The sequence below is a fragment of the Vreelandella lionensis genome, from assembly GCF_044543515.1.
GTDB classification, from domain to species: Bacteria; Pseudomonadota; Gammaproteobacteria; order Pseudomonadales; family Halomonadaceae; genus Vreelandella; species Vreelandella lionensis.
The window spans coordinates 19,976-43,997 of sequence record NZ_JBITWC010000015.1 but is presented as its reverse complement, the minus strand read 5'-3'; the positions used below and the strand labels follow the sequence as shown (position 1 = coordinate 43,997).

The 24,022-nt window shown below is 58.0% G+C and carries 22 protein-coding genes; 17 read left to right on the top strand and 5 right to left on the bottom strand.

The window, feature by feature from the left end; all coding sequences use genetic code 11:
• Positions 1-109: 109 nt before the first annotated feature.
• On the top strand, positions 110-931 hold the full coding sequence (locus ACIGG6_RS10815; RefSeq protein WP_399844435.1) for a flagellin N-terminal helical domain-containing protein: 822 nt from the start codon (positions 110-112) through the stop codon (positions 929-931).
• Between the two features lie 20 nt (positions 932-951).
• On the opposite strand, the gene ACIGG6_RS10810 is transcribed toward ACIGG6_RS10815, so the two are convergent.
• Positions 952-2,505: a BCCT family transporter gene (locus tag ACIGG6_RS10810; RefSeq protein ID WP_399844434.1), complete on the bottom strand. Its 1,554-nt coding sequence runs from the start codon at positions 2,503-2,505 to the stop codon at positions 952-954.
• Positions 2,506-2,902: 397 nt separating this feature from the next.
• Between ACIGG6_RS10810 and ACIGG6_RS10805 the strand changes: the two genes are divergently transcribed.
• The 4 genes from ACIGG6_RS10805 to ACIGG6_RS10790 all read left to right on the top strand — a co-directional run bounded on the left by ACIGG6_RS10805 (position 2,903) and on the right by ACIGG6_RS10790 (position 6,374).
• A complete protein-coding gene (locus ACIGG6_RS10805) occupies positions 2,903-3,958 on the top strand; it encodes an ABC transporter substrate-binding protein (RefSeq protein ID WP_062359196.1) in 1,056 nt (351 codons plus the stop codon).
• A complete protein-coding gene (locus ACIGG6_RS10800; protein ID WP_253503227.1) occupies positions 3,958-4,740 on the top strand; it encodes an ABC transporter ATP-binding protein in 783 nt (260 codons plus the stop codon). The genes ACIGG6_RS10805 and ACIGG6_RS10800 overlap by 1 nt, the downstream gene beginning before the upstream one ends.
• A 40-nt stretch (positions 4,741-4,780) precedes the next feature.
• A complete protein-coding gene (locus ACIGG6_RS10795; protein WP_399844431.1) occupies positions 4,781-5,542 on the top strand; it encodes an ABC transporter permease in 762 nt (253 codons plus the stop codon).
• An 85-nt stretch (positions 5,543-5,627) separates the two neighbouring features.
• On the top strand, positions 5,628-6,374 hold the full coding sequence (locus ACIGG6_RS10790; RefSeq protein WP_083022995.1) for an outer membrane protein OmpK: 747 nt from the start codon (positions 5,628-5,630) through the stop codon (positions 6,372-6,374).
• A 26-nt stretch (positions 6,375-6,400) separates the two neighbouring features.
• Here ACIGG6_RS10790 and ACIGG6_RS10785 read toward each other — a convergent pair whose 3' ends face one another.
• Entirely contained in the window at positions 6,401-7,138 is a 738-nt protein-coding gene (locus tag ACIGG6_RS10785; protein ID WP_399844477.1) for a YdiY family protein, read from the bottom strand.
• 137 nt (positions 7,139-7,275) lie between these two features.
• Between ACIGG6_RS10785 and ACIGG6_RS10780 the strand changes: the two genes are divergently transcribed.
• The 10 genes from ACIGG6_RS10780 to urtE all read left to right on the top strand — a co-directional run bounded on the left by ACIGG6_RS10780 (position 7,276) and on the right by urtE (position 19,226).
• A complete protein-coding gene (locus ACIGG6_RS10780; RefSeq protein WP_399844430.1) occupies positions 7,276-8,970 on the top strand; it encodes an ATP-binding protein in 1,695 nt (564 codons plus the stop codon).
• A 42-nt stretch (positions 8,971-9,012) separates the two neighbouring features.
• Positions 9,013-9,744, top strand: coding sequence for a response regulator (locus ACIGG6_RS10775; RefSeq protein WP_399844428.1), 732 nt, complete (start codon positions 9,013-9,015; stop codon positions 9,742-9,744).
• Between the two features lie 230 nt (positions 9,745-9,974).
• A complete protein-coding gene (locus ACIGG6_RS10770; RefSeq protein WP_399844426.1) occupies positions 9,975-10,970 on the top strand; it encodes a Bug family tripartite tricarboxylate transporter substrate binding protein in 996 nt (331 codons plus the stop codon).
• 107 nt (positions 10,971-11,077) lie between these two features.
• The gene (locus ACIGG6_RS10765; RefSeq protein ID WP_054644893.1) at positions 11,078-11,560 is read left to right on the top strand and encodes a tripartite tricarboxylate transporter TctB family protein; all 483 of its coding nucleotides are present in this window, start codon (positions 11,078-11,080) and stop codon (positions 11,558-11,560) included.
• A gap of 49 nt (positions 11,561-11,609) precedes the next feature.
• Entirely contained in the window at positions 11,610-13,109 is a 1,500-nt protein-coding gene (locus ACIGG6_RS10760) for a tripartite tricarboxylate transporter permease (RefSeq protein WP_399844425.1), read from the top strand.
• A 381-nt stretch (positions 13,110-13,490) separates the two neighbouring features.
• Positions 13,491-14,843: an urea ABC transporter substrate-binding protein gene (gene urtA / locus ACIGG6_RS10755; RefSeq protein ID WP_305947328.1), complete on the top strand. Its 1,353-nt coding sequence runs from the start codon at positions 13,491-13,493 to the stop codon at positions 14,841-14,843.
• Positions 14,844-14,926: 83 nt separating this feature from the next.
• On the top strand, positions 14,927-16,537 hold the full coding sequence (gene urtB, locus ACIGG6_RS10750; RefSeq protein ID WP_399844423.1) for an urea ABC transporter permease subunit UrtB: 1,611 nt from the start codon (positions 14,927-14,929) through the stop codon (positions 16,535-16,537).
• A gap of 3 nt (positions 16,538-16,540) precedes the next feature.
• The gene (gene urtC / locus ACIGG6_RS10745) at positions 16,541-17,686 is read left to right on the top strand and encodes an urea ABC transporter permease subunit UrtC (protein WP_399844421.1); all 1,146 of its coding nucleotides are present in this window, start codon (positions 16,541-16,543) and stop codon (positions 17,684-17,686) included.
• Complete coding sequence (gene urtD, locus ACIGG6_RS10740; RefSeq protein ID WP_159343467.1) at positions 17,683-18,519, top strand: urea ABC transporter ATP-binding protein UrtD; 837 nt, start codon at positions 17,683-17,685, stop codon at positions 18,517-18,519. Before urtC ends, urtD begins: the two co-directional genes overlap by 4 nt.
• A complete protein-coding gene (urtE, locus tag ACIGG6_RS10735) occupies positions 18,519-19,226 on the top strand; it encodes an urea ABC transporter ATP-binding subunit UrtE (protein ID WP_139525965.1) in 708 nt (235 codons plus the stop codon). The genes urtD and urtE overlap by 1 nt, the downstream gene beginning before the upstream one ends.
• A 16-nt stretch (positions 19,227-19,242) precedes the next feature.
• Here urtE and ACIGG6_RS10730 read toward each other — a convergent pair whose 3' ends face one another.
• Positions 19,243-19,707 carry an RES family NAD+ phosphorylase gene (locus tag ACIGG6_RS10730; RefSeq protein WP_399844419.1) on the bottom strand — a complete coding sequence of 155 codons (465 nt, stop codon included), beginning with the start codon at positions 19,705-19,707 and terminating at the stop codon, positions 19,243-19,245.
• Positions 19,704-20,153, bottom strand: a complete 450-nt coding sequence (gene parS, locus ACIGG6_RS10725) for a type II RES/Xre toxin-antitoxin system antitoxin (RefSeq protein ID WP_399844418.1) — start codon at positions 20,151-20,153, stop codon at positions 19,704-19,706. The genes ACIGG6_RS10730 and parS overlap by 4 nt, the downstream gene beginning before the upstream one ends.
• Positions 20,154-20,413: 260 nt before the next feature.
• Between parS and ACIGG6_RS10720 the strand changes: the two genes are divergently transcribed.
• Both ACIGG6_RS10720 and ACIGG6_RS10715 read left to right on the top strand, forming a co-directional pair.
• Positions 20,414-21,787 (top strand): diguanylate cyclase, encoded by a 1,374-nt coding sequence (locus ACIGG6_RS10720; RefSeq protein WP_399844417.1) that lies wholly within the window; start codon positions 20,414-20,416, stop codon positions 21,785-21,787.
• 48 nt (positions 21,788-21,835) lie between these two features.
• Positions 21,836-22,360, top strand: coding sequence for a copper chaperone PCu(A)C (locus tag ACIGG6_RS10715; protein WP_399844415.1), 525 nt, complete (start codon positions 21,836-21,838; stop codon positions 22,358-22,360).
• 17 nt (positions 22,361-22,377) lie between these two features.
• Here ACIGG6_RS10715 and ACIGG6_RS10710 read toward each other — a convergent pair whose 3' ends face one another.
• Positions 22,378-23,733: a PepSY-associated TM helix domain-containing protein gene (locus ACIGG6_RS10710; RefSeq protein WP_399844413.1), complete on the bottom strand. Its 1,356-nt coding sequence runs from the start codon at positions 23,731-23,733 to the stop codon at positions 22,378-22,380.
• Positions 23,734-24,022: the final 289 nt, after the last annotated feature.

Below are 24,022 nucleotides of genomic sequence, written 5' to 3'. Positions count from 1 at the left end.
AATAGTAGCGACTGGGAAAGTTTTACGGGGCAGGGCTCACGTTTTCTAAAGATAGGCCGATATTCACGCTACCTCCGCACTGTTTGCGTTCACTTCCGAGGTCACGCCCGTGATCAGCCTTGCGACTAATATCACGTCGCTACTGGTGATGAATAATCTACGCAGTAGCCAGCAAGCAATGCAGACCTCCATGGAGCGTCTGTCGTCTGGGCTGCGTATTAATAGCGCCAAGGATGATCCGGCAGGCCAGGCGATTGCCAATCGCATGGGCGCACAAATTCGCGGTATGAACCAGGCGATCCGCAATACCAACGACGGTATCTCTATGGTGCAAACCGCAGAAGGCTCGTTGGACCTGATCAACGATAGCCTTCAGCGCATCCGCGAACTCAGCGTTCAGGCGCTCAACGGCACCAATTCCTCAGAAGATCGGGCGTCTATTCAGTTAGAGATCGACCAATGGCTGGAAGAGATTGACCGCGTCGCTGAGCAGAGCAACTTTAACGGCATTAAGCTGATCGAGAGCGATAAAACGCTCAATATTCAGGTAGGGGCCAACGCCGGTGATGTGATTGGCGTGAGCTTTTCGGCGATGGGGCGTCAGGCGCTGGGGTTGGATAATTTCAGCGTATTAGATAATGGCTCGGCCACGCCCAAACCAATGGATGTTGTGGATGAAGCCATTAAACAGGTCGACCGCCAGCGCAGCTATTTAGGGGCGGTGCAGAACCGCTTCGAGAGCGTCATTGACGGGCTTAACACCAACATCATTAACACCTCCGCTGCCCAGTCGCGTATTCAAGACGCCGACTACGCGCAAGAAGTCTCCAACCTTATTCGCGCCCAACTGCTTCAGCAGGTGGGTATCGCGATGCTGACCCGGGTGAACCAACAGCCGCAGATGATTCTGCGGCTGTTGGAAGGGCTGTAGTTAGAAGTGGCCGATCACCGTTAGTCGATGATGCCCTGTTCACGCGCCATGGCGTAAGCCGCCTGCGGGCCGTTCCACAGCGAGGGCAGCAGAATCAGCGACACTGGGATCGCAGTAATCACGATAAACTGCTGCAGCGCGCCAATTTGACCTGCACCCATATACAGCAGCACGGCCGCCATCAGAGCCATCGCAATGCCCCAAAAAGCGCGCATGTAAGGGCTAGGGTCATCATGGCCTGCGCCGACAACGGCAATCGCGTAGCTCATGGAGTCGCCGGTGGTGGCCACAAAAATCGTGGTCAGCAGCAGAATCGCCAGCGCCATCCAGGTTCCGCCGGGCAGCGCTTGCGCCACCGTGAGGGTCGCCACGTCAAACTGGAAATTGTTGAGCGCTTCGGTCAGGTCAATTACCCCGGTCAACTGGTAGTAAATGCCGGAGCCGCCCAGTAGCGTAAACCATACGGTGGTGGCAATCGGGGCGAGTACGGCAACCGCCAGAATCATTTCACGAATGCTGCGGCCCCGTGAAATGCGCGCCACGAAAATCGCCATCAGCGGTGCATAGCCGATAAACCAAGCAAAGAAGAACACCGTCCACCACTGCATCCACCACGCCGGGGCGGTTTCAGCGGTCATCGTGGCCATGGTGAAAAACTCGCTGACATACGCGCCCATGCTGGAAACGTAGGTGTTCACCAAAAACAGCGTGGGGCCGAACACGATAATCACGGCGCCGATCGCTAACGCCAGCAGTACGTTGAAACGGCTCAGCAGTTGGATGCCTTTATGCACCCCGCTCATCGAAGAGAGCACATAAATAGTGCCCAGTACGGCCAGAATCATCAGTTGCCCGGTGTAGCCTTCCGGCAGGCCAAACAGCTCATGCAGGCCAAAGCTCACCTGAGTTGCCAAAAAGCCGATGGGGCCTACCGTGCCTGCCACTAAGGCAATCACGCAGCAGGCATCCACTAAGCCGCCCAGCGGGCCACGCATCAAGCGTTCACCAAAAATCGGGTAGAGCAATGTGCGCGGCTGCAGCGGTTGGCCTTTCACGTAGTGCGCATGTGCCAGCACCACGGCGGTGAGCGAGCCCAGCACCGCCCAGGCCATAAAGCCCCAGTGCATAAACGACTGCGCCAGCGCGCCGGATACCGCTTCAGCGGTGCCCGCTTCGGTATCAAAGGTGGGTGGGGTGACCACAAAGTGGTACACCGGCTCGCCTGCGGCAAAAAACACCCCACCACCGGCTAACAGCGTACATAGAATGATCGAGAGCCACTTAAAGGTGCTTATTTCTGGTGCATCGAGATTGCCGATCTTAGCTTTTGCCGCAGGCGTTAACGCCACGCCAATGGCGATAAAAAACGTCAGCAGAAGCAGCAGCTGAAAGTAGCTACCCAGCACCAGCGCGGTCCAGGCAAAGCCTGCGCTGATAGAGTTGGCGACCAGATCAATGTCGTAAAACGAAAGCGCCAGAAACGCCACAATGAAGCCGATGCTAAGCACCAGCACAATAGGGTCACCGAGGGAAAACCGCGAGGGCCCCTCGGCGCGTTGGGCAGGTTGGTTCATGAAGAGTACCTATTTGGAATGGGAGGTTGCAGGAAAGAGCGGGAGCAGAACCTTTAGCTTAATAAACCCAAGAGGGAGCCGACTTAACGCCGCTGGCCACAGGTTTTCAAAGCAAAAAAAAGCGCCATTCAATGAATGGCGCGAGGACAGGAAACTGCGCATAGTATACGTGGTGTATAGACGAAAGTCTAAAAAAGTTGCTATTTGGTGCATATGGTTATGTCTACGCACCTTCACAAGGCATGTTGGCTTGGGAAGATAAGGCGATAGACGGCGATATCTTCCTAAGTATTATCTATCAATGCTTATTAACGTATTGATATAATTATGGTTGTAAAAGATTGGCAGCATTCATGCTTGGTATGTAGCACAATTTTGTATACAAGGTGTGCTTGCTATGAATGCTTCAACAGCGGTTTTTCCGGGATTAAAACGCGTTGCATTAGTGGGGGCGACGGCTCTTTTATGGCTGCCTGGGGTCGGTCAGGCGGAAGAGACAACCATTCGCTTCCAGTTAGATTGGCGCTTTGAAGGGCCTTCCGCCCCCTTTCTGTTGGCTGAATCCCGCGGCTACTTTGCTGAAGAAGGCCTTGATGTACAAATTGATTCCGGCAGCGGGTCAGCAGGCGCGATTAACCGAGTGGCCTCGGGTGCCTATGAGATGGGCTTTGGTGACCTTAATGCGCTAGTGGAATTCCTAGCCGAGAACCCCGATGGCCCCGGTATTAGCGGCGTCTATATTGTATACGATGGTACGCCTGCCGCCGTTTTTGCTCGTAAGGATAGCGGGATTGAGACGCCCGCTGACTTAGCAGGCAAAACCATCGCTGCCCCTGCCTTTGATACCGGCTACCGCGCTTGGGGTATTTTTGCAGCGGCCAATGATCTAGCGGCCGATGCGGTGGAGTGGCAAAACGTCGACCCTACGCTGCGCGAAACACTGCTTACCCGAGGTGATGTAGATGCTATTACCGGTTTCTACTTCACCAGCCTGCTGAACCTGGAAGAGCGGGGCATGAGCGAAGAGGAGCTCACCATCATGCCGTTCCCCGAGTATGGGGTCCCGCTTTACGGCAATGCCATCATTGTTAGCGAGTCCTTCGCCAACGAGAACCCTGAGGCTGTGCAAGGCTTTTTGCGGGCGTTTAACCGCGCCCTGGGCGACACCCTGGATGATCCCGAAGCGGCGATTGAGTACGTGCGCGAGCGCGATAGCTTGATTGACGTTGAAATGGAAACCCGCCGTCTGAAGCTGGCCCTGGAAAGCGTGGTAGACACCCCAGATGCCCGCGAGTATGGCGTGGGGGGAGTGGACGATGAGCGCCTACGGGATGCTGTTGCGCTAGTGGCTAAGGCCTACGACCTACCCACACTGCCATCACCCAGCCAAGTCTTCGACTCCCGTTTCTTACCGCCCGTCGATGAGCGCATGCTGCTGCCGGAGGCTGAGTAATGTCGGCAGCGTTTGTCCGCTTTGATGATGTGAGCCTGGCCTATGACGGCACAGGCAACGCCATTGAGGATATTAATCTCTCCATCCGCGAGGGCGAGTTTGTCGCCTTCGTGGGGCCATCCGGGTGCGGTAAATCCACCTTTATGAAGTTATGCACAGGCCTGCACGCACCTACCCAAGGGAGTGTCAGCGTGGATGGCGCGCCGGTCACCGGACCACTGAAAATCTCCGGTATGGCGTTTCAGAATGCCAACCTGCTGCCCTGGCGTACCACGCTGGATAACGTGCTGCTGCCGCTGGAAATTGTTGAGCCCTACCGTCGGCAGTTTCGTAAGCGTCGCGAGGAGTTTGTGGGCTGGGCGCGCTCACTGCTGAAAACCGTCGGGCTCGCCGAGCATGAGAATAAATACCCTTGGCAGCTCTCCGGCGGTATGCAGCAGCGGGCGTCCATTTGCCGGGCGCTGATCCACCAGCCGCGTCTGCTGATGTTGGATGAACCGTTTGGCGCGCTGGATGCGTTTACACGCGAAGAGCTGTGGTGCGTACTGCGGGATTTATGGGAAGCCCAGCGATTTACCGTTGTGCTGGTGACCCATGACCTTCGTGAAGCGGCCTTCTTAGCCGATACGGTGTATGTGATGAGCCGCCGCCCTGGTCGCGTTATTGAGCGCCGCACCATTGAGCTGCCTCGCCCCCGAGCGTTGGAGACCACCTACGAAAAACCCTTTATTGATCTGGTGCAGGAACTACGCGCCCAGATTGGCGAAGTGCGTAGCACCTGATCGATGACTCTCTGCGTCGGCACCATTAAGGCATTTTTTTATGACCGTAAATAGCAAACTGATTGAACGTCTGGCGCCCTGGATCGCGGTGGTGGTACTGGTGATTATCTGGGAAGTCACGGTGCGGCTATTTAACGTACCGAGCTTTATCTTCCCCAGCGCCTTGGAAACCGCGCAGGCGTTGATTACCTATGCAGGCCCCATTGGTCAGCACTCTTGGCAAACCTTCTGGACCACGCTGATCGGCTTTGGGTTGGGAGTGGCGGTCGGGTTAGTGCTGGGCTTTATCATCGGCTCGTCGCGCTTTTTGTATAACGCCTGCTACCCGCTGCTGGTGGGGTTTAATGCCATTCCTAAAGTGGCCTTTGTGCCAATTCTGGTGGTCTGGTTTGGTATCGGTTCGGTACCTGCGATTCTCACTGCCTTTTTAATCTGCTTTTTTCCCATTGTCGTGAATGTGGCCACAGGGCTGGCAACCCTGGAGCCAGAAATGGAAGACGTGCTGCGAGTACTGGGTGCGCGGCGCATGGATGTGCTTTTGAAAGTAGGGCTGCCGCGTTCGCTGCCGTACTTTTTTGCCTCGTTGAAAATCGCCATCACCCTAGCGTTTGTGGGCACCGTCGTATCGGAAACCGTCGCCTCTAACCAGGGCATCGGCTACCTGATGATGAGCGCTGGTTCGCAAATGCGTATGGGGCTGGTATTTGCCGGGCTGCTGGTGATCAGCGCGATGGCCATGGTGATGTACGAACTGTTTGCCCAATTAGAAAAGCGTATGACTGCCTGGGCACACCGTAGTTGAGAAAAGAAACGCCGTAGCGGCGAAGTACCGCTGCGGTTTAACTGAATTTGCTGGCATAGCCAGTGTTGAACAATAAGGGGACCCAATGAAATATTTACCCATCGCTAGTTTAGCCGCTGCCATGTTGATATCACCGCTTGCCTCGGCTGAAAAATTATTTTCAGACTCAAGTATCTCGCTGCTATATAGCGATCAGTACCAAGCGTTTGGGCGTAATGAGCGCACCGATACCTATGTCACCTTTGAAAACGTGACGGCACACGACTGGGGCGGCACTTTTTTGTTTGTGGATCGTAACCAAGGGCGAGGTAAAGCCGATGGTGACGACGATCTGTATGGCGAATTCTCCCCAACGCTCAGCCTTGGCTGGCTAAGTGGCGTCGATTTGCAGCGGGGCGCGCTTAAAGATGTGTCGCTAGCAGGAACCTATGAATTTGGCGGCGGCACCAATGCTACCAACATTCTGACAGGCGTGAGCTTCGCCTGGGACGTGCCAGGCACAACGTACTTCAACAGCACGTTCTACTACGTCAATAACAGTGAAATCGCCGATGATCTGCAAATGACGCTCACCTGGGGTGCGCCGTTTGAGGTGGGTGCATCGCGTTTTCTGTTTGATGGCTATATCGACTACTCAACGTCGGCATCGGACCATGACGCAGAGTTTCATTTCAACCCACAGCTAAAATTAGACTTAGGGCACTACCGTGGCCGTCCAGGGGTGCTCTACGCAGGGATTGAGTACTCCTACTGGCACCATAAATATGGCCTTTCCGACAGCGTTATGGATACGGAAAGCGCGGTGAGTGCACTGGTTAAATTTCACTTCTAATCGGCGTGGGTAGCACCATGATGGTGCTACCAGCGATACAGCAGCGAGGCGCTGGTCGTGGTATCAGTGCGCTCGCTGGCATCCTCCGGGGGTTGTGAGTTGTGCTTCACTTCATAAGAGAGGCGCAGCGACAGCCTAGCGTTAAGACGGGCGGTAAGCGCCGTTAGCGAACGGCCGGTGGTGTTTGCATCGGTGTACTCTACCGACATCTCCTGGGCAATATCAGCGTAATCAGAGAATCGGTAGCGGTAGTCCAGCGCGGTATAGGCCACGGCCAACTGTTGGTTATCTTCTTTTCGCAGGCGATCATTGCGGTAACCCGGGCCTGCTTCCAGCGAGAGCGTGTGCTGCTTATTCTCTAACAACTGCCGTCCATAGCCACCAATTACCGAAAGCTGTTGGTCGTACCCGGCAAAACGGTCCTTCTCCCAGCGGGCAAAACCAAATAAATAGTGCGGCCCGCTGAAGTCGTAGCGCTCGCGCCCGGCCAATAAATACTGCTCGGCGCTGGTTTCGCCATCCTTACTCACATTACGCACTTCACCGCGTAGCGAATGGGTCAACTGCCCCGTTAGCCAGGTCAGGCGGGTCTTGCCGATCAGGGTTTGGCTGTCGGTGTTGCCAGAAAGATGGGTAAAACCAAGCTCCGCATCGCCGCTAAATTCGGGGGTGTCCTCTTTCGGAGGCGGCGGCGCATAGAACGGCGAGGCCGCAACGCCGGTCGCCCAAAGTGCGCTGCTAGTGAATACCAGTGAGCGTAGCAAATGTCGCACGACACTCCTCCTTGAGCTTGGGTTCAGTAAGTGGCTGCTATATAAGCAAAGTGAGGTGAAAGCGCAACGACTAACGCCGCTTGGCGCTGCGTGCCATAATGACGCTGTCGCGCATTGTGAGTTCCGTTATGACCGCCCCCCGCCCTAGAACGCTGGCCGAATTACAGCGCTGGCGCCGCACCCGCGCCAAGCGCCGCTGGTATAAGCGCAGTTTTCGCCTACAGGTAATGATGCTGGTGGGGCTACTGTTATCGGGCATGTTGCTGGCCCAGGGCACCTATTTGAACCACCGCAAAGCCGAGATCATCACCCACCAAATGGGCGAGCGGGCACTGGCTGTGGCCAAAACCGTGGCCGGGATGCCGCAGATTGTAAACGCTTTTTCCTCTCCTGACCCCTCCTCCATTATTCAGCCCCTTGCCGAACGAGTGCGCCAGGAGACCGGTGCGCGCTACGTGGTGGTGGGTAATGCCCAATCGATCCGCTACTCCCACCCTGTGCCCGAGCGTATCGGCCAGCCCATGGTGGGCGGCGATAACGACCAGGCGCTGATCTATGGCCAGTCGTATGTCTCCGAAGCCACCGGCACGCTGGGTACGGCCATGCGCGGCAAAACGCCGGTGTGGGATGAGGAGGGCAATATCATCGGGGTGGTCTCGGTGGGCTTTATGCTCGATCGCGTCGATATGGACGTGGCCCGCTACACCAGCCTCGGCTGGGCGCTGGTGGCGCTGATGATTATGCTGGGGTTCGCCGGTGCTTACTGGCTGTCGCAGCACTTGAAAAAGATCATTTTAGGGCTGGAGCCTTACGAAATCGCCCGCTTGGCGATGGAGAAAGAGGCCATCCTGCAATCGATTCACGAAGGCATTCTCGCGGTGAACCGGGATGGCCATATCACCCTGGTGAACCAGCAGGCGCGGCGCTTTTTAGAACTGCCCGACGAGCATGTGTTGCTCGGCCAGCCGATCCGTGAAGTGGTGCCCAACTCGCGGCTGTTGGAAGTATTAAAGCGCGGTGAGCAGGAGTTCGACCAGGAGATGTGGCTGGGGGATCATCCGGTGGTGGTCAACCGCGTGCCGATTCTGCATGAAGGGGAAATAGAAGGGGCTGTGGCCACTTTTCGTAGCCGCCGAGAAATTATCGACCTCTCCCAAGCACTCACCCAAGCCAGTCGCGATGTGGATATGCTGCGCGCCCAGGCCCACGAGTTCTCCAACAAGCTCTACACCATCTCCGGCCTGTTGCAGTTGCAGCGTATCGACGAAGCGCTGGCGCTGATTCATCAGGAAACCGAGCGCGCCCAGGCGCAAATGAGCTTTTTAATGCGCCACGTGGCGGATGCGGTATTGAGCGGCACGCTGCTGGGCAAACTCACCCGCGCCCGCGAGCTGGGCGTTACGTTAGAAATCGACGAGCAGAGCTCGCTCTCCTGCCCGCTAACGCCCACCGGCCAAGAGGTCATGATGAGCGTGGTGGGTAACTTACTGGATAACGCCTGCCACGCCGCGCTCAACGGCCCTCACGGCGACCAGCCCACTGTGCGGCTGTTTTTCACCGACCTGGGCGAGCAGCTACTTATTGAAGTGGAAGATAACGGTGCCGGGGTGCCCGCCGAGCATGCGGAGTCGATTTTTGCCGAAGGATTTTCCACCAAAACCGGCAAGCATCGGGGCATAGGGCTGGCCCTGGTGGCGCGGCTGTGCCGCCAGCACGGGGGCGCAGTGACGCTGGAAGAGAGCGAACTGGGCGGCGCATGCTTTATTGCCGTGCTGGACCGCTCGCTATGCGCCGAGGCCGCCACCGAGCCTGCGCCCTCATAACGACACGAATAATGACGACGCTAATAAATAAGAGGAAACACCATGTCTGCGACGCAATACGGCATTTTGGTCGTCGAAGACGATTTTCGCATCGCCGATATCCACCGCGCCTTTATTGAGCAGAGCGACGGGTTTTATGTGGTCGGCATGGCGCGCAACGGCAGTGAAGCCAAGGCGCTGATGGCCCAGCACGCCGCCGAAATTCAACTGATTTTGCTGGATGCCTACCTGCCGGATGTTGAAGGGCTGGAGCTACTGTGGGCCATTCGCCGCGACTACGTGCATGTGGATATTGTGATGGTGACCGCCGCCAAGGAGGTGGAGACCATTAGCGAGGCGCTGCGCGGCGGCATATTCGATTATCTGATCAAACCCATTGAAGCGGCCCGCATGAACCAGATGTTGACCCGCTTCCGCCGCGAGCGTGAAGTGCTGGCGAACCGTGCCGAGATGAGCCAGGACGAGTTGGATCACGTGTTGGCCCGGGTTACCCCGAGCGAACCCACACGCTCCGACAGCCGAGCGCTACCCAAGGGCATCGACCGCTTAACGCTGCGCCGGGTGGTGGATGCGCTGGCTGCCGCGCCCGACTCGCTCACCGCGATGCAGGTAGCACGCACCATGGGCGCCAGCCGCTCAACCGCGCGGCGCTATTTGGAGTTTTTAGTCGCTGAACAGGCGGTGAGCGCTGAGCTAGGGTATGGCGATGTGGGCCGCCCCGAACGGCGCTATCGGCTGCTAGGCGCCGCTAAGGGGTGGCTAGAAACGTTATAAGCATGTCTGCGTGAACAAAATGAACAAAACGCACAAAAAGAACAATTTGTCGTTTATGGTCATAAGCTTGCCGCTAGGGGTGGCGCTCTTCTAACGTTCGCTGCGTAACCACACAAAGTTAATAGCCGAGTGCCCGGCGCCGTTTATTAACTCTGCGTATGAAGAAGCTTGGTTAACAATAAGCCAACGTTAATAACAACACTGTTTAAATAACAATGTGGAGAACGCCAATGACGACGCTACCCCTAAAGCGCATCGCCGTGCTTGCCCTGCCGATGGCTGCCCTGGCCATGACGATATCTGCCCAAGCGCAAGAATGGACCCCGAGCCGTTCTATCGAATTTATTGCGCCGGCTAACCCCGGTGGCGGCTGGGACACCCTGGTACGCACCATGTCCCGCGTGATTCAGCAAGAGTCCCTGGCGGATGAGAGTTTTGCAGCGATCAACGTACCTGGCGGCGGCGGTGCCGTGGCGTGGGCCCAGGTCGCCCGCGATAGCGGCAACCCCCACAAACTGTTTGCCACCAGCCCGCCGATGATTCTGGTGCCGCTGGCAGGCGCTTCCCGCTACGACCACACCAACTTCACGCCGATTGCGCGTATCAACACCGACTACTCGATTATTCTGGTCGCGGCGGATTCCGAATACCAAACCCTGGATGACCTGTTTGAAGCGCTCAAAGCCAACCCCGGCCTGAGTGTGGGCGGCGGCAGTGCGCCAGGCTCCATGGACCACATCTCGATGGCGGGCTTGGCGTCGGCGGCGGGAATGGAGCCCTCGGCAGTGAACTATATCCCGTTCTCTGGCGGCGGCGATGCCATGACCAACCTGATGGGCGGCCACATTGAAGCGGTGATCGGTGGTGCTGGTGAAGCCGTGGGCCAGCTTGGCGAAGGCAGCCAGCTGCACGCTCTGGGCGTCTCTTCTGAAGAGCGTCTGGGCGGCGGTTTGGCCGAAGTGCCCACCTACCAAGAGCAGGGCTTAGATTACACCTTCGATATCTGGCGTGGCGTGATGGGCGCGCCGGAAATGCCGGAAGAAGCGGTGGAGTACTACGAAACGCTATTCGCTGAAATGCTCGAAACCGACGCATGGCGCGAAGCCAGCGACCAGCTGGGCTGGATCGATGCCTACCAGGATAGCGAAACGTTTGGTGCCTTCCTGGACGATCAGCAAGAGCAGTTCAGCAGCGTGCTGACCGATCTGGGCCTGCTGCGCCAGTAAGCGCCAGCGCCCGTTAGAGATTCCCCGGTGGCGCCACGCCGCTGGGATCTTCTGTCTGTTACCGCGAGGGCCAGCGCATCCGCGTTGGCTCCTTCGGAGAAATCCCAATGACCCGATTGAATACTAACCAGTGGCTAGCGCTTGTACTGGCACTGGTGGCGGCTGCTTATTTAGCCATGGCTTGGCAAATCCCGACGTTCCCCTTACCGCGCCCGGTGGATTCCGACCTGTTCCCCAAAGTATTGGGTGTGTCTCTGCTGCTGCTGGCGGCGCTGCTGTTTTTTGAAAAGCCGAGCGCTATTGCCGGGGCCGATGAGATCGACCATGAGGCCACCAACGGCCCGCTGCTGTTCACTCCTTGGGCGCGTGTCATCGTGACCTCGCTAGCCATTGCCGCCTATGCGTTTTTGCTGGTGCCGCTGGGCTTTGTCTTGGCCTCCACGCTCTTAAGCGTTGGTTTAACCGCCTACTACGGCTATCGCCGCCACGGCGTCAACCTGGCGGCATCGCTGGGTGTGGTACTGGCCCTTTACCTGACCATGACGCGGGTAATGGATGTTTACCTGCCCACCGGCGTACTGCCGTTCTAAGCAGGGCGTGCTGACGCACGCTTAGCGGGTTTTAACGAGAGACACTCCCATGGATGCCTTAAACAATCTGATGTATGGCTTTGGCATCGCGCTTGAGCCAATCAATATCGCTTACGTTTTCGCCGGTGTGTTTGCCGGTACCATTATCGGTATGCTGCCGGGCCTGGGGCCGATCAGCGCGCTGGCGCTGATGATTCCGATTACCTTTGCCATGGAGCCCTCCTCCGGTTTGATTCTGATGGCAGGGGTCTATTACGGCGCTATTTTCGGCGGCTCGACCTCATCCATTCTGCTCAACGCCCCCGGCGTGGCGGGCACGGTGGCAACCTCCTTTGACGGCTACCCGATGGCCAAGCAGGGCATGGCGGGTAAGGCACTGGCCATTGCGGCGTATGCCTCCTTTATCGGCGGTACGGTATCGGTGATCTTTTTGATGCTGGTGGCACCGCTGCTCTCCAAAGTGGCGGTAAGCTTTGGCCCTGCTGAGTACTTTGCACTGATGGTGCTGGGCTTAACGGCGGTGGTGTCACTGTCGGATAAATCCTTGGTAAAAGGCCTGATTGCGGCGGTAGTGGGTGTGATGATCTCGATTGTGGGGATCGACACGCAAACCGGTACTGAACGCTTTACCTTCAACTCGATTCAACTGCTCGACGGTATCGACTTTCTGGTGGTGGCGCTGGGTATCTTCGCCCTGGCGGAAGTGTTCTACATGCTGCTGCGTGGCGGCGGCGGTAAAGAGGTGCCGCGCAATGTGATTGGCTCGCTGAAACTGAGCCGTGGCGAAGTGAAGAAAATTGCTGGCCCGATTGGCCGCAGCTCCGTACTTGGTTTCTTCACCGGCGTACTGCCGGGGGCGGGCGCCACTATTGGCTCCTTCCTGGGCTACAGCATGGAGAAGCGCCTGGCGAAAGATGGCGACACCTTTGGCCAGGGCAACATTAAGGGCGTGGCCGCGCCGGAAGCGGCGAACAACGCCGCCTGTACCGGCTCTTTCGTGCCGCTTTTAACCCTAGGTGTACCGGGTTCCGGCACCACGGCGGTACTGCTGGGCGCGCTGCTGGTAATGGGCGTCACCCCTGGCCCGATGATGCTGGAGCAACGTCCGGATGTGTTTTGGGGCGTGATTGCCAGTATGTATATCGGCAACATCTTCCTGCTGGTACTGAACCTGCCGCTGATCCCGCTGATCGCTAAAATCCTCGACCTACCGCGCCCGCTGCTGCTGTCGATGATTCTGATCTTCTGCATGATCGGCGTTTACGGCATGAGCTTTAGCGTCTTCGACCTGCTGCTGCTGTTGGGCTTTGGCCTGTTGGGCTTGGGCATGCGCCTGTTTGGCTTCCCCACCGCGCCGCTGATTCTGGCGCTGATCCTGGGTAACATTATGGAAGAGTCCATGCGCCGGGCGCTGCAGATCTCTGGTGGCGACTGGACCACCTTTATCGATAAGCCGATCTCGCTGGCGCTACTGGTCATCGCGGTGCTCTCCCTGGGCCTGCCGCTGCTTAAAAAGCGGCGTAGCAAGGCGGCTGCGGCGGCTAACTAAACGCCAACGCTTTACTCCTCGGCGCTCTAGGTCTCCTAGGGCGCTTTTTTATTGGCGGTGACAATACCCTCTTGTGGTGCAAGGCATCCTATTGGTGCATAACAAGCGTGCATGACGGCTTACTAATTGCGTCATATTTGTGCACGCGGCATAAAACAGTGTTTTTTGAAAACTGCTAAGTATTTGATTCTATTTTTATTAATAGTCTTTGCTTTAATCTGGCGCACCCCTTGCAGCATGAATAGCGACGTGTGAATAACGAGCCATGGCTCGCTACCCACGAGTGGACGCACCAAGTGCCCCGTCGCCTCAATAACGACAACGCTTGGTCGCGGTACCCCAAACACGAGCCCCAACCATAAGGGGCGCAAGGAGGTTCAAGTGACCACACTGCAGCGCAAGACACACCCACGTACCCTTAGCCGTTTCGCCACTGCCCTGATCACCGCCGCTGTGATGGGCGCCAGCGCGCAAGCGGTGGCCCAAGACGACGACCCGATCAAAGTCGGTATTTTGCACTCGCTCTCTGGCACCATGGCTATCAGTGAATCGACCCTGAAAGACACCGTGGAAATGCTTATTGAGCAGCAGAACGAAGCCGGTGGCCTGCTGGGCCGTCAGCTAGAAGCCGTGGTGGTCGACCCCGCGTCTAACTGGCCGCTGTTTGCCGAGCGCGCCCGCGAGCTGCTGGCCCAGGAAGAAGTGGATGTGATCTTCGGCAACTGGACCTCCGTTTCCCGTAAAGCGGTGCTGCCAGTGGTAGAAGAGCTCAACGGCCTGCTGTTCTACCCGGTGCAGTACGAAGGCGAAGAGTCGTCTGAAAACGTCTTCTACACCGGTGCCGCCCCTAACCAGCAGGCCATTCCTGCCGTTGAGTATTTGATCAACGAAGTGGGTATCGAGCGCTTCGCGCTGATCGGCACCGACTACGTCTACCCGCGCACCACCAACCGCATCTTGGAAGCGTTCCTGAAAGATGAGCACGGTGTGGCCGAAGAAGACATCATGGTCAACTACACGCCGTTTGGTCACTCGGACTGGCAGAACATCGTCTCCGAAATCCGCCGCTTTGGCGAAGAGGGCAAGCCCACCGCCGTGATCTCTACCATTAACGGCGACGCCAACGTGCCGTTCTACCGCGAGCTGGCTAACCAGGGCATCGATGCCGCCGACATTCCGGTCATCGCCTTCTCGGTGGGTGAGCAGGAGCTTTCCGGTATCGACACCGCGCCGCTAGTGGGCCACCTGGCCGCCTGGAACTACTTCATGAGCGTGGATACCGACGCCAACTACGACTTTATCGACGCCTGGATCGAGCACACCGGTGACGAGATGTCGGTGACCAACGACCCCATGGAAGCGCACTACATCGGCTTCAACATGTGGGCCGAAGCCGTGCGTAAAGCGGGTACCACCGACGTGGATACGGTGAAAGACGCGATTATCGGCGTGACCGTGCCGAACCTCTCCGGCGGTTACGCGGCGATGATGCCTAACCACCACATCACCAAGCCGGTGCTGATCGGCGAAGTTCAGGATAACGGTCAGTTCGATATCGTCTGGCAAACGCCCTCTACCGTGGCCGGTGATGCGTGGTCGGATTACCTGCCGGGCTCCCGTGACCTGATCTCTGATTGGCGCAAGCCCATGGAGTGCGGCAACTTTAACGTTGTGAACGGTTCCTGTGGTGGCAGCACCGCAGCAGAAGAAGCCGAAGCAGCGCTCGCCGAGTAACTTTCGTCCCCTACTGCGCCAGCGCAATGGCGCAGTAGGGGAGCACGCTACCTCTCCCATTTGATCACCAAAGGAAGAACCCCATGAGGCGTTTCCTTTCCTTGGGGCTACTGTGCCTGATGCTACTCGGCACCGCCGTGTCGGCGCAGGCACAAAGCAGCTCCTCGAACCCCGATGACCAAGCCGCACTCGCGCTGTTGACCGCGCTGGATGTGGACTCCTACCGCGATAAAGGCGAAGCCATTACCGCTATTCTACAAAGCGACGATGAGCGCGCCCGCGACTGGCTGCAGGCACTGTTGGATGGCCGCCTTCAGCGCACCGACGATGGCCGCTTCGTGCTGGTGCTCGAGAACCGTGGCCGTGACTGGCCGGTGGCCGATGCGCTGACTAACGAGCCGCTGGGCGAAATGTCCCGCCGCGACCTGGACCGTATCGGCATCAACAATGCGCTGCGTAACCAGCTACGTAGCGCCATTGCCGTGGTGGACCTCTACTCGCCTAACGTAGAGCGCCGCCGTACCTCCGCCGACCGTCTGCTGGGCGAAGTGGACGGCGAGCTGGCCGAGACGCTGACGCCGGTGATTGCCGACGCGGAAGATGAGTACGTTCGCACGCGCTTAGCTCAGGCGGTGGCGATTTACCGCGCCGAGCAGGGCGAGATGGCGGGTGTCGAGGCGCTCACTGGCAGCCTTCACCCGCGTGCTCGCGTGGCGTTAGGCCGTGCGGCTAATAGCGACGACCCTGTTATTGCCGAGGCAGCAGCCACGGCGCTGGCAGGCATTGAGCAGCAGCTCAAGATTAACCGCGGCCTGGAAACGCTCTATTTCGGCTTGAGCTTGGGCTCGGTGCTGGTGCTGGCAGCGATTGGCTTAGCGATTACCTTTGGCGTGATGGGCGTGATCAACATGGCCCACGGCGAGCTAATGATGTTAGGCGCCTACACCACCTGGATGATGCAGCAGCTGCTGCCGGGCCAGCCGGGGCTGGCGCTGATTCTGTCTATCCCCGCAGGCTTTATGGTGGCCGCGCTGGTGGGCATTGCCATTGAGCGGGGTGTGATCCAGTTCCTCAAAGGCCGCCCGCTGGAAACCCTGCTGGCAACCTTCGGTATCAGCCTGATTCTGCAGCAGCTGGTGCGTACGGTGATTTCACCGCTCAACCGCACCGTGGTGACGCCGGAGTGGATGAGCGGCTCGCTGGTGATCAACGACGCGCTTTCGCTCACGCTCAACCGGATGTTTGTGCTGGGCTTTGCGCTGGTAGTGTTCGCTGCGCTGATGCTGATTATGCGTCGCACCCGCTTAGGGCTTGAAGTGCGTGCCGTTACCCAAAACCGCGCCATGGCGCGCTCTATGGGTATTCGCGCCACCCGCGTGGATATCATGACCTTTGCGCTGGGTTCCGGCGTGGCGGGCTTGGCGGGCGTGGCGCTCTCCCAGCTCACCAACGTAGGCCCCAACCTCGGACAAAACTACATCATCGACTCGTTCATGGTGGTGGTGTTCGGCGGCGTGGGTAATCTGTGGGGCACGCTAGTGGCGGGGCTCTCGCTGGGGGTGATCAACCAGGTGCTGGAACCTTGGGCGGGCGCGGTGCTGGCCAAGATTATCGTGCTGGTCTTCATCATTCTGTTTATTCAAAAACGCCCGCGTGGACTCTTCCCGCAGAAGGGCCGGGCTGCGGAGGGCTAACCCATGATGACGCAAGCAACATCCAGCCAGTTTTGGTTGACGCGCCCGTTCGGTGAGCGGGCCACTCAGACCTTTCTAGGCGTGCTGTTGGCCGCGCTGCTGCTGGTCACCGTGCTGCATCTGGCGGTGCCCCAGGGGCACCCGCTGCATGTGAACGCTTACACCGTCAACCTGTTCGGTAAGTACCTGAGCTACGCGCTGCTCGCCGTCGCGGTAGATTTAGTATGGGGTTACCTGGGCATCTTGAGCCTGGGGCACGGGGCGTTTTTCGCCATTGGCGGCTACGCCATGGGCATGTACCTGATGCGCCAAATCGGTGACCGTGGCACCTACGGCCACCCGGTACTGCCGGACTTTATGGTGTTCCTGAACTGGGACAGCCTGCCCTGGTACTGGCACGGCTTCGATATGGCCTGGTTTGCCTTTGCCATGGTGCTACTGGCACCGGGGCTGCTGGCGCTGGTGTTCGGCTTTTTGGCCTTCCGCTCGCGGGTCACCGGGGTGTATCTCTCGATTATTACCCAGGCTCTCACGTTTGCCCTGATGCTGGCCTTCTTCCGTAACGAGATGGGTTTTGGCGGCAATAACGGCTTGACCGACTTCCGCGAACTGCTGGGCTTTAACCTGCGTAGCGATGCCACGCGCTTGGGGCTGTTTATTGCCACCGGCGTAGCGCTGGCGCTGGGCTATATCCTCTGCCGGGCAATCGTAACCAGCAAGCTGGGCCGGGTATGTGTGGCCACGCGGGACGCCGAGGCGCGCACGCGCTTTATTGGCTACCGCGTCGAGCGCTTCCAGCTGTTTGTCTTCGTGGTCTCGGCCATGCTGGCGGGCCTTGCCGGGGCGCTCTATGTGCCGCAAGTGGGCATTATTAACCCCAGCGAATTCTCGCCGCTGTTCTCGATTGAAATTGTATTGTGGGTGGCGCTGGGTGGCCGGGCCACGCTGTACGGCGCGGTGATCGGCGCAATTTTGGTCAACTACGCCAAAACCATCTTCACCGGCATTATGCCCGACGCCTGGTTGTTCGCTCTGGGCGCGCTATTCGTGCTGGTCACGGTGCTACTGCCCAAAGGTGTAGCGGGGCTGTTAGGCCACCTAAAGCGCCGTAAAGAGGATAGCCACCCACCCAAGGAGGCCGCCGCATGAGCCTATTACAATCTCTAAAAGCGCGGGATCGGGTGTTTGATTTTATGGCCACCGAGGCCTCGCCGGTCGACGTGCGCCACGGCCCGATTCTGTATATGGAAGATGTCACCGTCAGCTTTGATGGCTTCAAGGCGATCAATAACCTGAACCTGACCATCGACGACGGCGAGCTGCGCTGCATTATCGGCCCCAACGGGGCCGGTAAAACCACCATGATGGATATCATCACCGGCAAAACCCGCCCCACCGAAGGCAGCGTGTGGTTCGGCAGCCGCCATAACCTGCTACAGATGAACGAGCCGGAAATCGCCAGCCTCGGCATTGGCCGCAAGTTCCAGAAGCCCACAGTGTTCGAAGCGCTCAGCGTATTCGAGAATCTGGAATTGGCGATGGCCGCCGACAAGCGCATCTTCCCTACGCTGACTGCCCGCATGACCGGGGAGATTAAAGACCGCATTGACGACGTGCTGGAAACCATCGGCCTGACTGCGCTGCGCTTTCAGCCTGCCGGTATTCTCTCCCACGGCCAAAAACAGTGGCTGGAGATTGGCATGCTGCTGATGCAGCGCCCGCGCCTGCTGCTGGTGGATGAGCCGGTGGCCGGGATGACCGAGCAGGAGATGGAGCGCACCGCCGAGCTGCTCACCGGCCTTGCTGGCAAGCAGTCGGTGGTGGTGGTAGAGCACGACATGGGCTTTGTACGCTCGATTGCGCGCAAGGTGACCGTGCTGCACCAGGGCAGCGTGCTGGCCGAAGGCAGCATGGATCAGGTCTCCAACGACCCCAAAGTGGTCGAGGTGTATTTAGGGTCGGATGAAGAGGAGAGCGCCTGATGTTAGCCATTGAAAAGCTCAACCAGTTCTACGGCGAGAGCCATACGCTGTGGGACTTAGACCTAGACGTGCCCGCCGGGCAGTGCACCTGCGTGATGGGCCGCAACGGGGTGGGTAAAACCACCCTGATGAAAGCCATCATGGGCGAAGTCGCGGTGAAAAGCGGCCAGCTGCGCTACCAGGGCGATGGCAGCGAGATCGAACTCACCAAAAAAGCCGTGGAAGCGCGTTCGCGACTGGGCATCGGTTTTGTGCCCCAGGGGCGGCAGATCTTCCCGCTGCTCACGGTGGAGGAGAACCTGCGCACCGGGCTGGCCGCGCGAGGCGACGGGCTGAAAAAAATCCCGGAGCGTATCTACGAGCTGTTTCCGGTGCTCAAAGAGATGAAGCACCGCCGGGGCGGCGATTTATCCGGCGGGCAACAGCAGCAGCTCGCCATTGGCCGCGCGCTGGTGATTGAGCCTAAGCTGCTAATTCTTGATGAGCCGGGAGAGGGCATTCAGCCCAATATTGTCGCTCAAATCGGCCAGGTGATTCGCCAACTAATCAAAGAGGATGGTTTAACGGTGCTGCTGGTGGAACAAAAGCTGCCCTTCGCCCGTAAATATGCCGACCGCTTCGTGATTATGGATCGCGGCCGCCCGGTGGCCAAAGGCGAGATCAGCGAACTCTCTAACGAGCTGATTAAGCAGCATTTGACGGTTTAAGTTATCCACACCCGGTTTACAGCCGTGGATCGGGTTGGAACGGCAGTACCTCGGCGCTGGCAATGGCTTGCTCGAATAAGGGGTGGGCCGGGTTGAGCATGTAATTAAGCTCTCTCGGCACCACCACGCTGGGGAGCGCCAGTGCCAAACTCTGGCCGGTTGCCAGCCAGCCATCGCCTAGGTCGGCGGTTTCCGCAGGTGCTGGCGCTTCCTGCCAGTGGTCCGGTAGGTCTTCGACGCCAACGCGTAAAATACTCTCTGCGGGCAGCGTCAGGCGCAGCAGCGCATAGGCGTTGAGCAGCCGATAGCTTTCCAGATGCACCATGATTTCCAGCAGCGCCAACGACTCTGAGCTTGCCACATACACACAGGCATTGCCTGGGCTGTTCCAGCGCCCGCCGTAAAGCCGTGCGCCCTCGCCATCAAACGCTGTCTCCTGAAACTTGCGCTTCACCAGCCGGTAAGCGGTGACCTCGCTCATACCGAGACCCCGTGCTCCAACCGCCCAATCAGGTTCAGTACCGTTTGGTACTCCGCCGAGGTAGCGCTCATTTCGACGGGGCGACGCCCGCCTAGCCCGGCATTGGGCTTGAGCAGCCAGGCACGGGCACCCTCCGCGTCACCCTCGAACAGATCCAGCGCCGCCTTGAAAAGCTCGGCAAAGCGATATAACCGGTCGCTTTCCGCCATCTTGAAACGGCCCGACTTGGCGCGGCGGCTCAGCGTGGCAGAAGGGATATCCACATAGCGTGCCAGCGCTTTCTGCTCAATACCTGACACCTTGGCAAGTTGGGGATAGACACGATATTCCACGCCTGCATGTAGCAGCTCATGCAGCTTACGGCCCCGGGCAGGCAAGCCGATCTGCTGCCAGAATCCGGAAGCGACCGCTTTGGGGGGCTGGTATTGAGAAAAGTGAATATCCATGACGCCATACTCGTTTGATAATTCAATGATGTATCAATTGATATACAGCGGGCTTGGTGTTCCGTCAAGGGTAATGAACGGTAAAACGCTTGTATAAAAATAGGCTTTATTCGTCAGGTTGGATTATCCACACTCACTCTGTCCGCTTATGTAGGCTTTAAAAAAGTGGGGGGTTGTTTAAAACCCTGAGTTGCGTCCGTATTGGCTATCCTGTTTTATGTGTAACATGGCGGGTTTCAACAATAACCATCGGGTGGGGTATGCGTTATAAAGATAAACATCAGCTCGCCGCTGAGTGGCAAGCACTCCTTGAGCGTACGCCTGTGGCGCTTCGCCAAGCAGTGGAGACGCTGGTGGAGTCCCGCCGTGACTATTTTGCTGATCACTTCTATCAGGTGATGATGGAGGATCCCCACGCCTCGCTGTTTCTCTCCCATGACCAAGTGAAAAATCGCCTGCATCCCTCTATGCAGCGCTGGTTGAGCGCTATGTTTGCCGTCGAGCACGCCGATTTTGAATCCTTGGTCGAGCAGCAGGAAAAAGTCGGCCAGGTGCATGCGCGTATCGATATCCCGGTGAACTTGGTACTTAATGGCGCACGTCAGTTAAAGCAGGCGCTTTATGAGCACATTAATAGCACCTTTAGCGCTGAACTCTCTTCCGGTGATGCAGCGGTTTACGTGTCTGATCATATTGATATGGCCATGGAAATAATGAGCCATGCCTATTCAGTGGCGAATAATCGTAATACCCGTATGGAAGAAGCCTATAAGCTTTTCTCTTTAACCCAGAGTATTGGTGATGAGCGCGAGCGCCAGCGCTCCGCACTGCTTAATTGGGAGAACGCGCTCATGTTTGCTGTGGCCGCGCAGCAGGCGACCAGCGCCTTGCCCCGATTAGCCAGCTCTGAGTTTGGGCTTTGGTATCACCATAAAGCGTGCCACGCCTTTGAGGGCGCGCCGGAAATCACCACCATTTCCCGGCATATTCGCCTTGTGGATGAGCAGTGGCTCGCTCAGCTAGGCGACCCAGACAGCCAGCTTCGTTTGGCCGCGTTGAGTAACATTCGTGATGCGGCGCGCACAATTTTGATGCTGCTAGACGATATTCTGGATCGCGCCTCGGGGCTTGAGGCGGGCCGGGATAGCCTAACGCGCCTGCTGAATCGTAAGTTTCTCCCGGTGGTGCTGAACCGTGAAATTGAACTTGCCCGGCGCTCGGAGAAGTGTTTTGCGCTGCTCATGGTGGATATTGATCACTTCAAATCAATTAATGACACCCATGGCCATGATGCTGGCGATAACGTACTGCAGCAGGTGGCCAGTATCCTTGACCGCTCGACCCGAGGCGGCGACTACGTGTTTCGTATGGGCGGTGAAGAGTTTCTGATTGTGCTGGTGGATACGGATCAAGACGGCAGCCGTCTGTTTGCCGAACGGCTGCGCCATGCGGTGGCCAAAGAGCCGATGTTAGCCGCTGCCGATACGCTACTGAACGTCACGGTGAGCGTCGGGGTTACGCTTCATGATGGCCACCCAGACTACCAACGCTCGATGCAGCGCGCCGACCAAGCGTTGTACCAAGCGAAGCGCAACGGGCGTGATCGGGTGGTGGTGACCGCTGTCACTGAGTAATATCGCGGTAAGCGCTAGGTTTTGGCGATGTTACCCACGGAGAACACTATGTTGATGCGCCGTTTTACGCTGTTAACCGCAATGCTGCTCATGAGCGCGCCGCTGATGGCGGCTCATCATGGCAGCGACCACTCGGATGCCATGGAAGGCCACTCCTCTATTGAAGTGGCGCAACCCTGGACCCGTGCAACGCCGCCGGGAGCCGGGGCGGGCGGTGGCTTTGTCACCCTCACCAATCATGGCGATGGCGATGACATGCTGCTAGGGGCGACCAGCCCGCTCACCGAGCGTGTCGAGATTCATATTATGGAGATGGACGGCGATGTGATGCGCATGGCACCCCTGCCCGGTGGCATTGAGATACCGGCAGGAGGGAGTGTCACGCTAGCGCCGGGCGGTTTGCACTTAATGTTGATGGAACTGGGCTCACCCATCGTGGAGGGTGAACCCGTCCCTGTGACGCTTGAATTCCAGCACGCCGAGCCGATGGAAATTGAGCTTCAGGTGCTACCCGTCGGGGCATCACCAGACGGTGACCACCACGAAGGCAGCCACGGTGACGCGTCGCACTAATCAGCCTTGCCGCCCTGTTAACCTCGGCGAATGGGGTGGCGTTGCTGGAATGGCCGCACGATCAGCCAGTCGATGACCAGCATCACGATCAAAGACGCCCCAACGAGCGGGAACAGCACGCCGCCAATCACAAGAAGAGCGATTAGCCCACGAAACACGCGTTTATCAGCGGGCAAGGGCGGCACGCCCATGGCCCCTGATGGGCGACGCTTCCACCACATCACGCCTGCAGCAACGCACATCACGATGATGGCGATGCATACCGCCAGCAGGAAGAGCTGATTGATAAGCCCAAACTCCTGCCCCAAGTGAACGTTAATCCCAAACTCCAGCCAGCGGCCTAGCGGGCCATAGTTGGCGTAGCTCATATCGAGCAGCGGCTCACCGCTATATTGATCAAGGTGAATCACCCGCTGCTGGGTTAAGTCATCGGGATAAATCGAACCGGTATACACCCCGGCAGCCGTGTTGGGCAGATTGACCGTGTAGCCCTGCTGTAGGCCCAGCGCATCTAACCGAGCCACGGCGTTGTTCAACCCAATGCGCGGAGCAGGCACGGCAGGCTGTATGGATTCAGGCACTCGCGCCTGCTCCAGCGACCAGCTGGTGCTGCCTTGGTCGCTTAAATAGGCGCTAGACATCGGTACGTCCACCCGAATGCCAGCCGGATAGCCAAAGTTATTGCCGTTGGCCCATTCGTTTACCTGTGCGCCCCAAACGCCCGACCACGGCATGCCGGTAAGGGCCAAAAACACAATGAACCCACCAATAAAGATACCCAGCACCGCGTGCAGGTCGCGCCAGAACACTCGGCTTTTGGGTTTGCCGCGCACGCTCACCACGCCGCCCCTACCGTTGCGCGGCCACCAGAGATAAATGCCGGTGGCGACCAACAAAATCGACCAGCCCGCGGCAATCTCAATCAGCTTGCGCGGGGGTTGCCCGAAGAACTTGAAGCTATGCAGGTAGCGAACGGTCCACATCACCGTGCCCCGGTCATCCAACGAACCAAGCACCTCAGCCGTATAGGGATTGACGTACACGGCCAGCCGTTCGCCGGTTAGTGAGTTAACGGTCACTTCCGCTGAACTTCCCGGGGTGGTGGGCGAGGTGTATGTCACCGCCGTGCCGGGGTAATCCTGCAGTGCCGAGCTAACGAGTGAGGCGGCAGGCTGGGTGGTCTGCTGAACTTCCACGCGCTTGAGATCTGAATGAATCAGCGCATCCAGCTCGTCATCGAATAAATACAGCGCCCCGGTCAGCGAGAGCGCGATTAAAAAAGGCAGGATTAACAGGCCTGCATAAAAATGCCAGCGCCAAACGGCGCGATACAAGTCGAGCGACGCAAGGCGTCTTGATGGAGAGGCAGGCATGATCATTCCTATCTAGGTCGCGAGCGGGCCCGCTTGAAAAGCAGTAGAGGGTAGCGGAAGGGGGAAAAACGTAAAGAGCTACCGAGAGTGACATGGTGTCACTGCCATAAGCGCTAATTAGGTGCATTGTGATGGCTGTATGCACATATTTGGTGCGCTGGAGGGCTGGGCAAGAGGGTTGAGGCTCAAAAAAAGGTCTTTATGAAGGTAAAAAAGCGCCTTTCACCATTTTGGCGCATTCTTTGCATTTATAAGGCAATGATGAATCCACCAGAAAGCGACAGCGCCC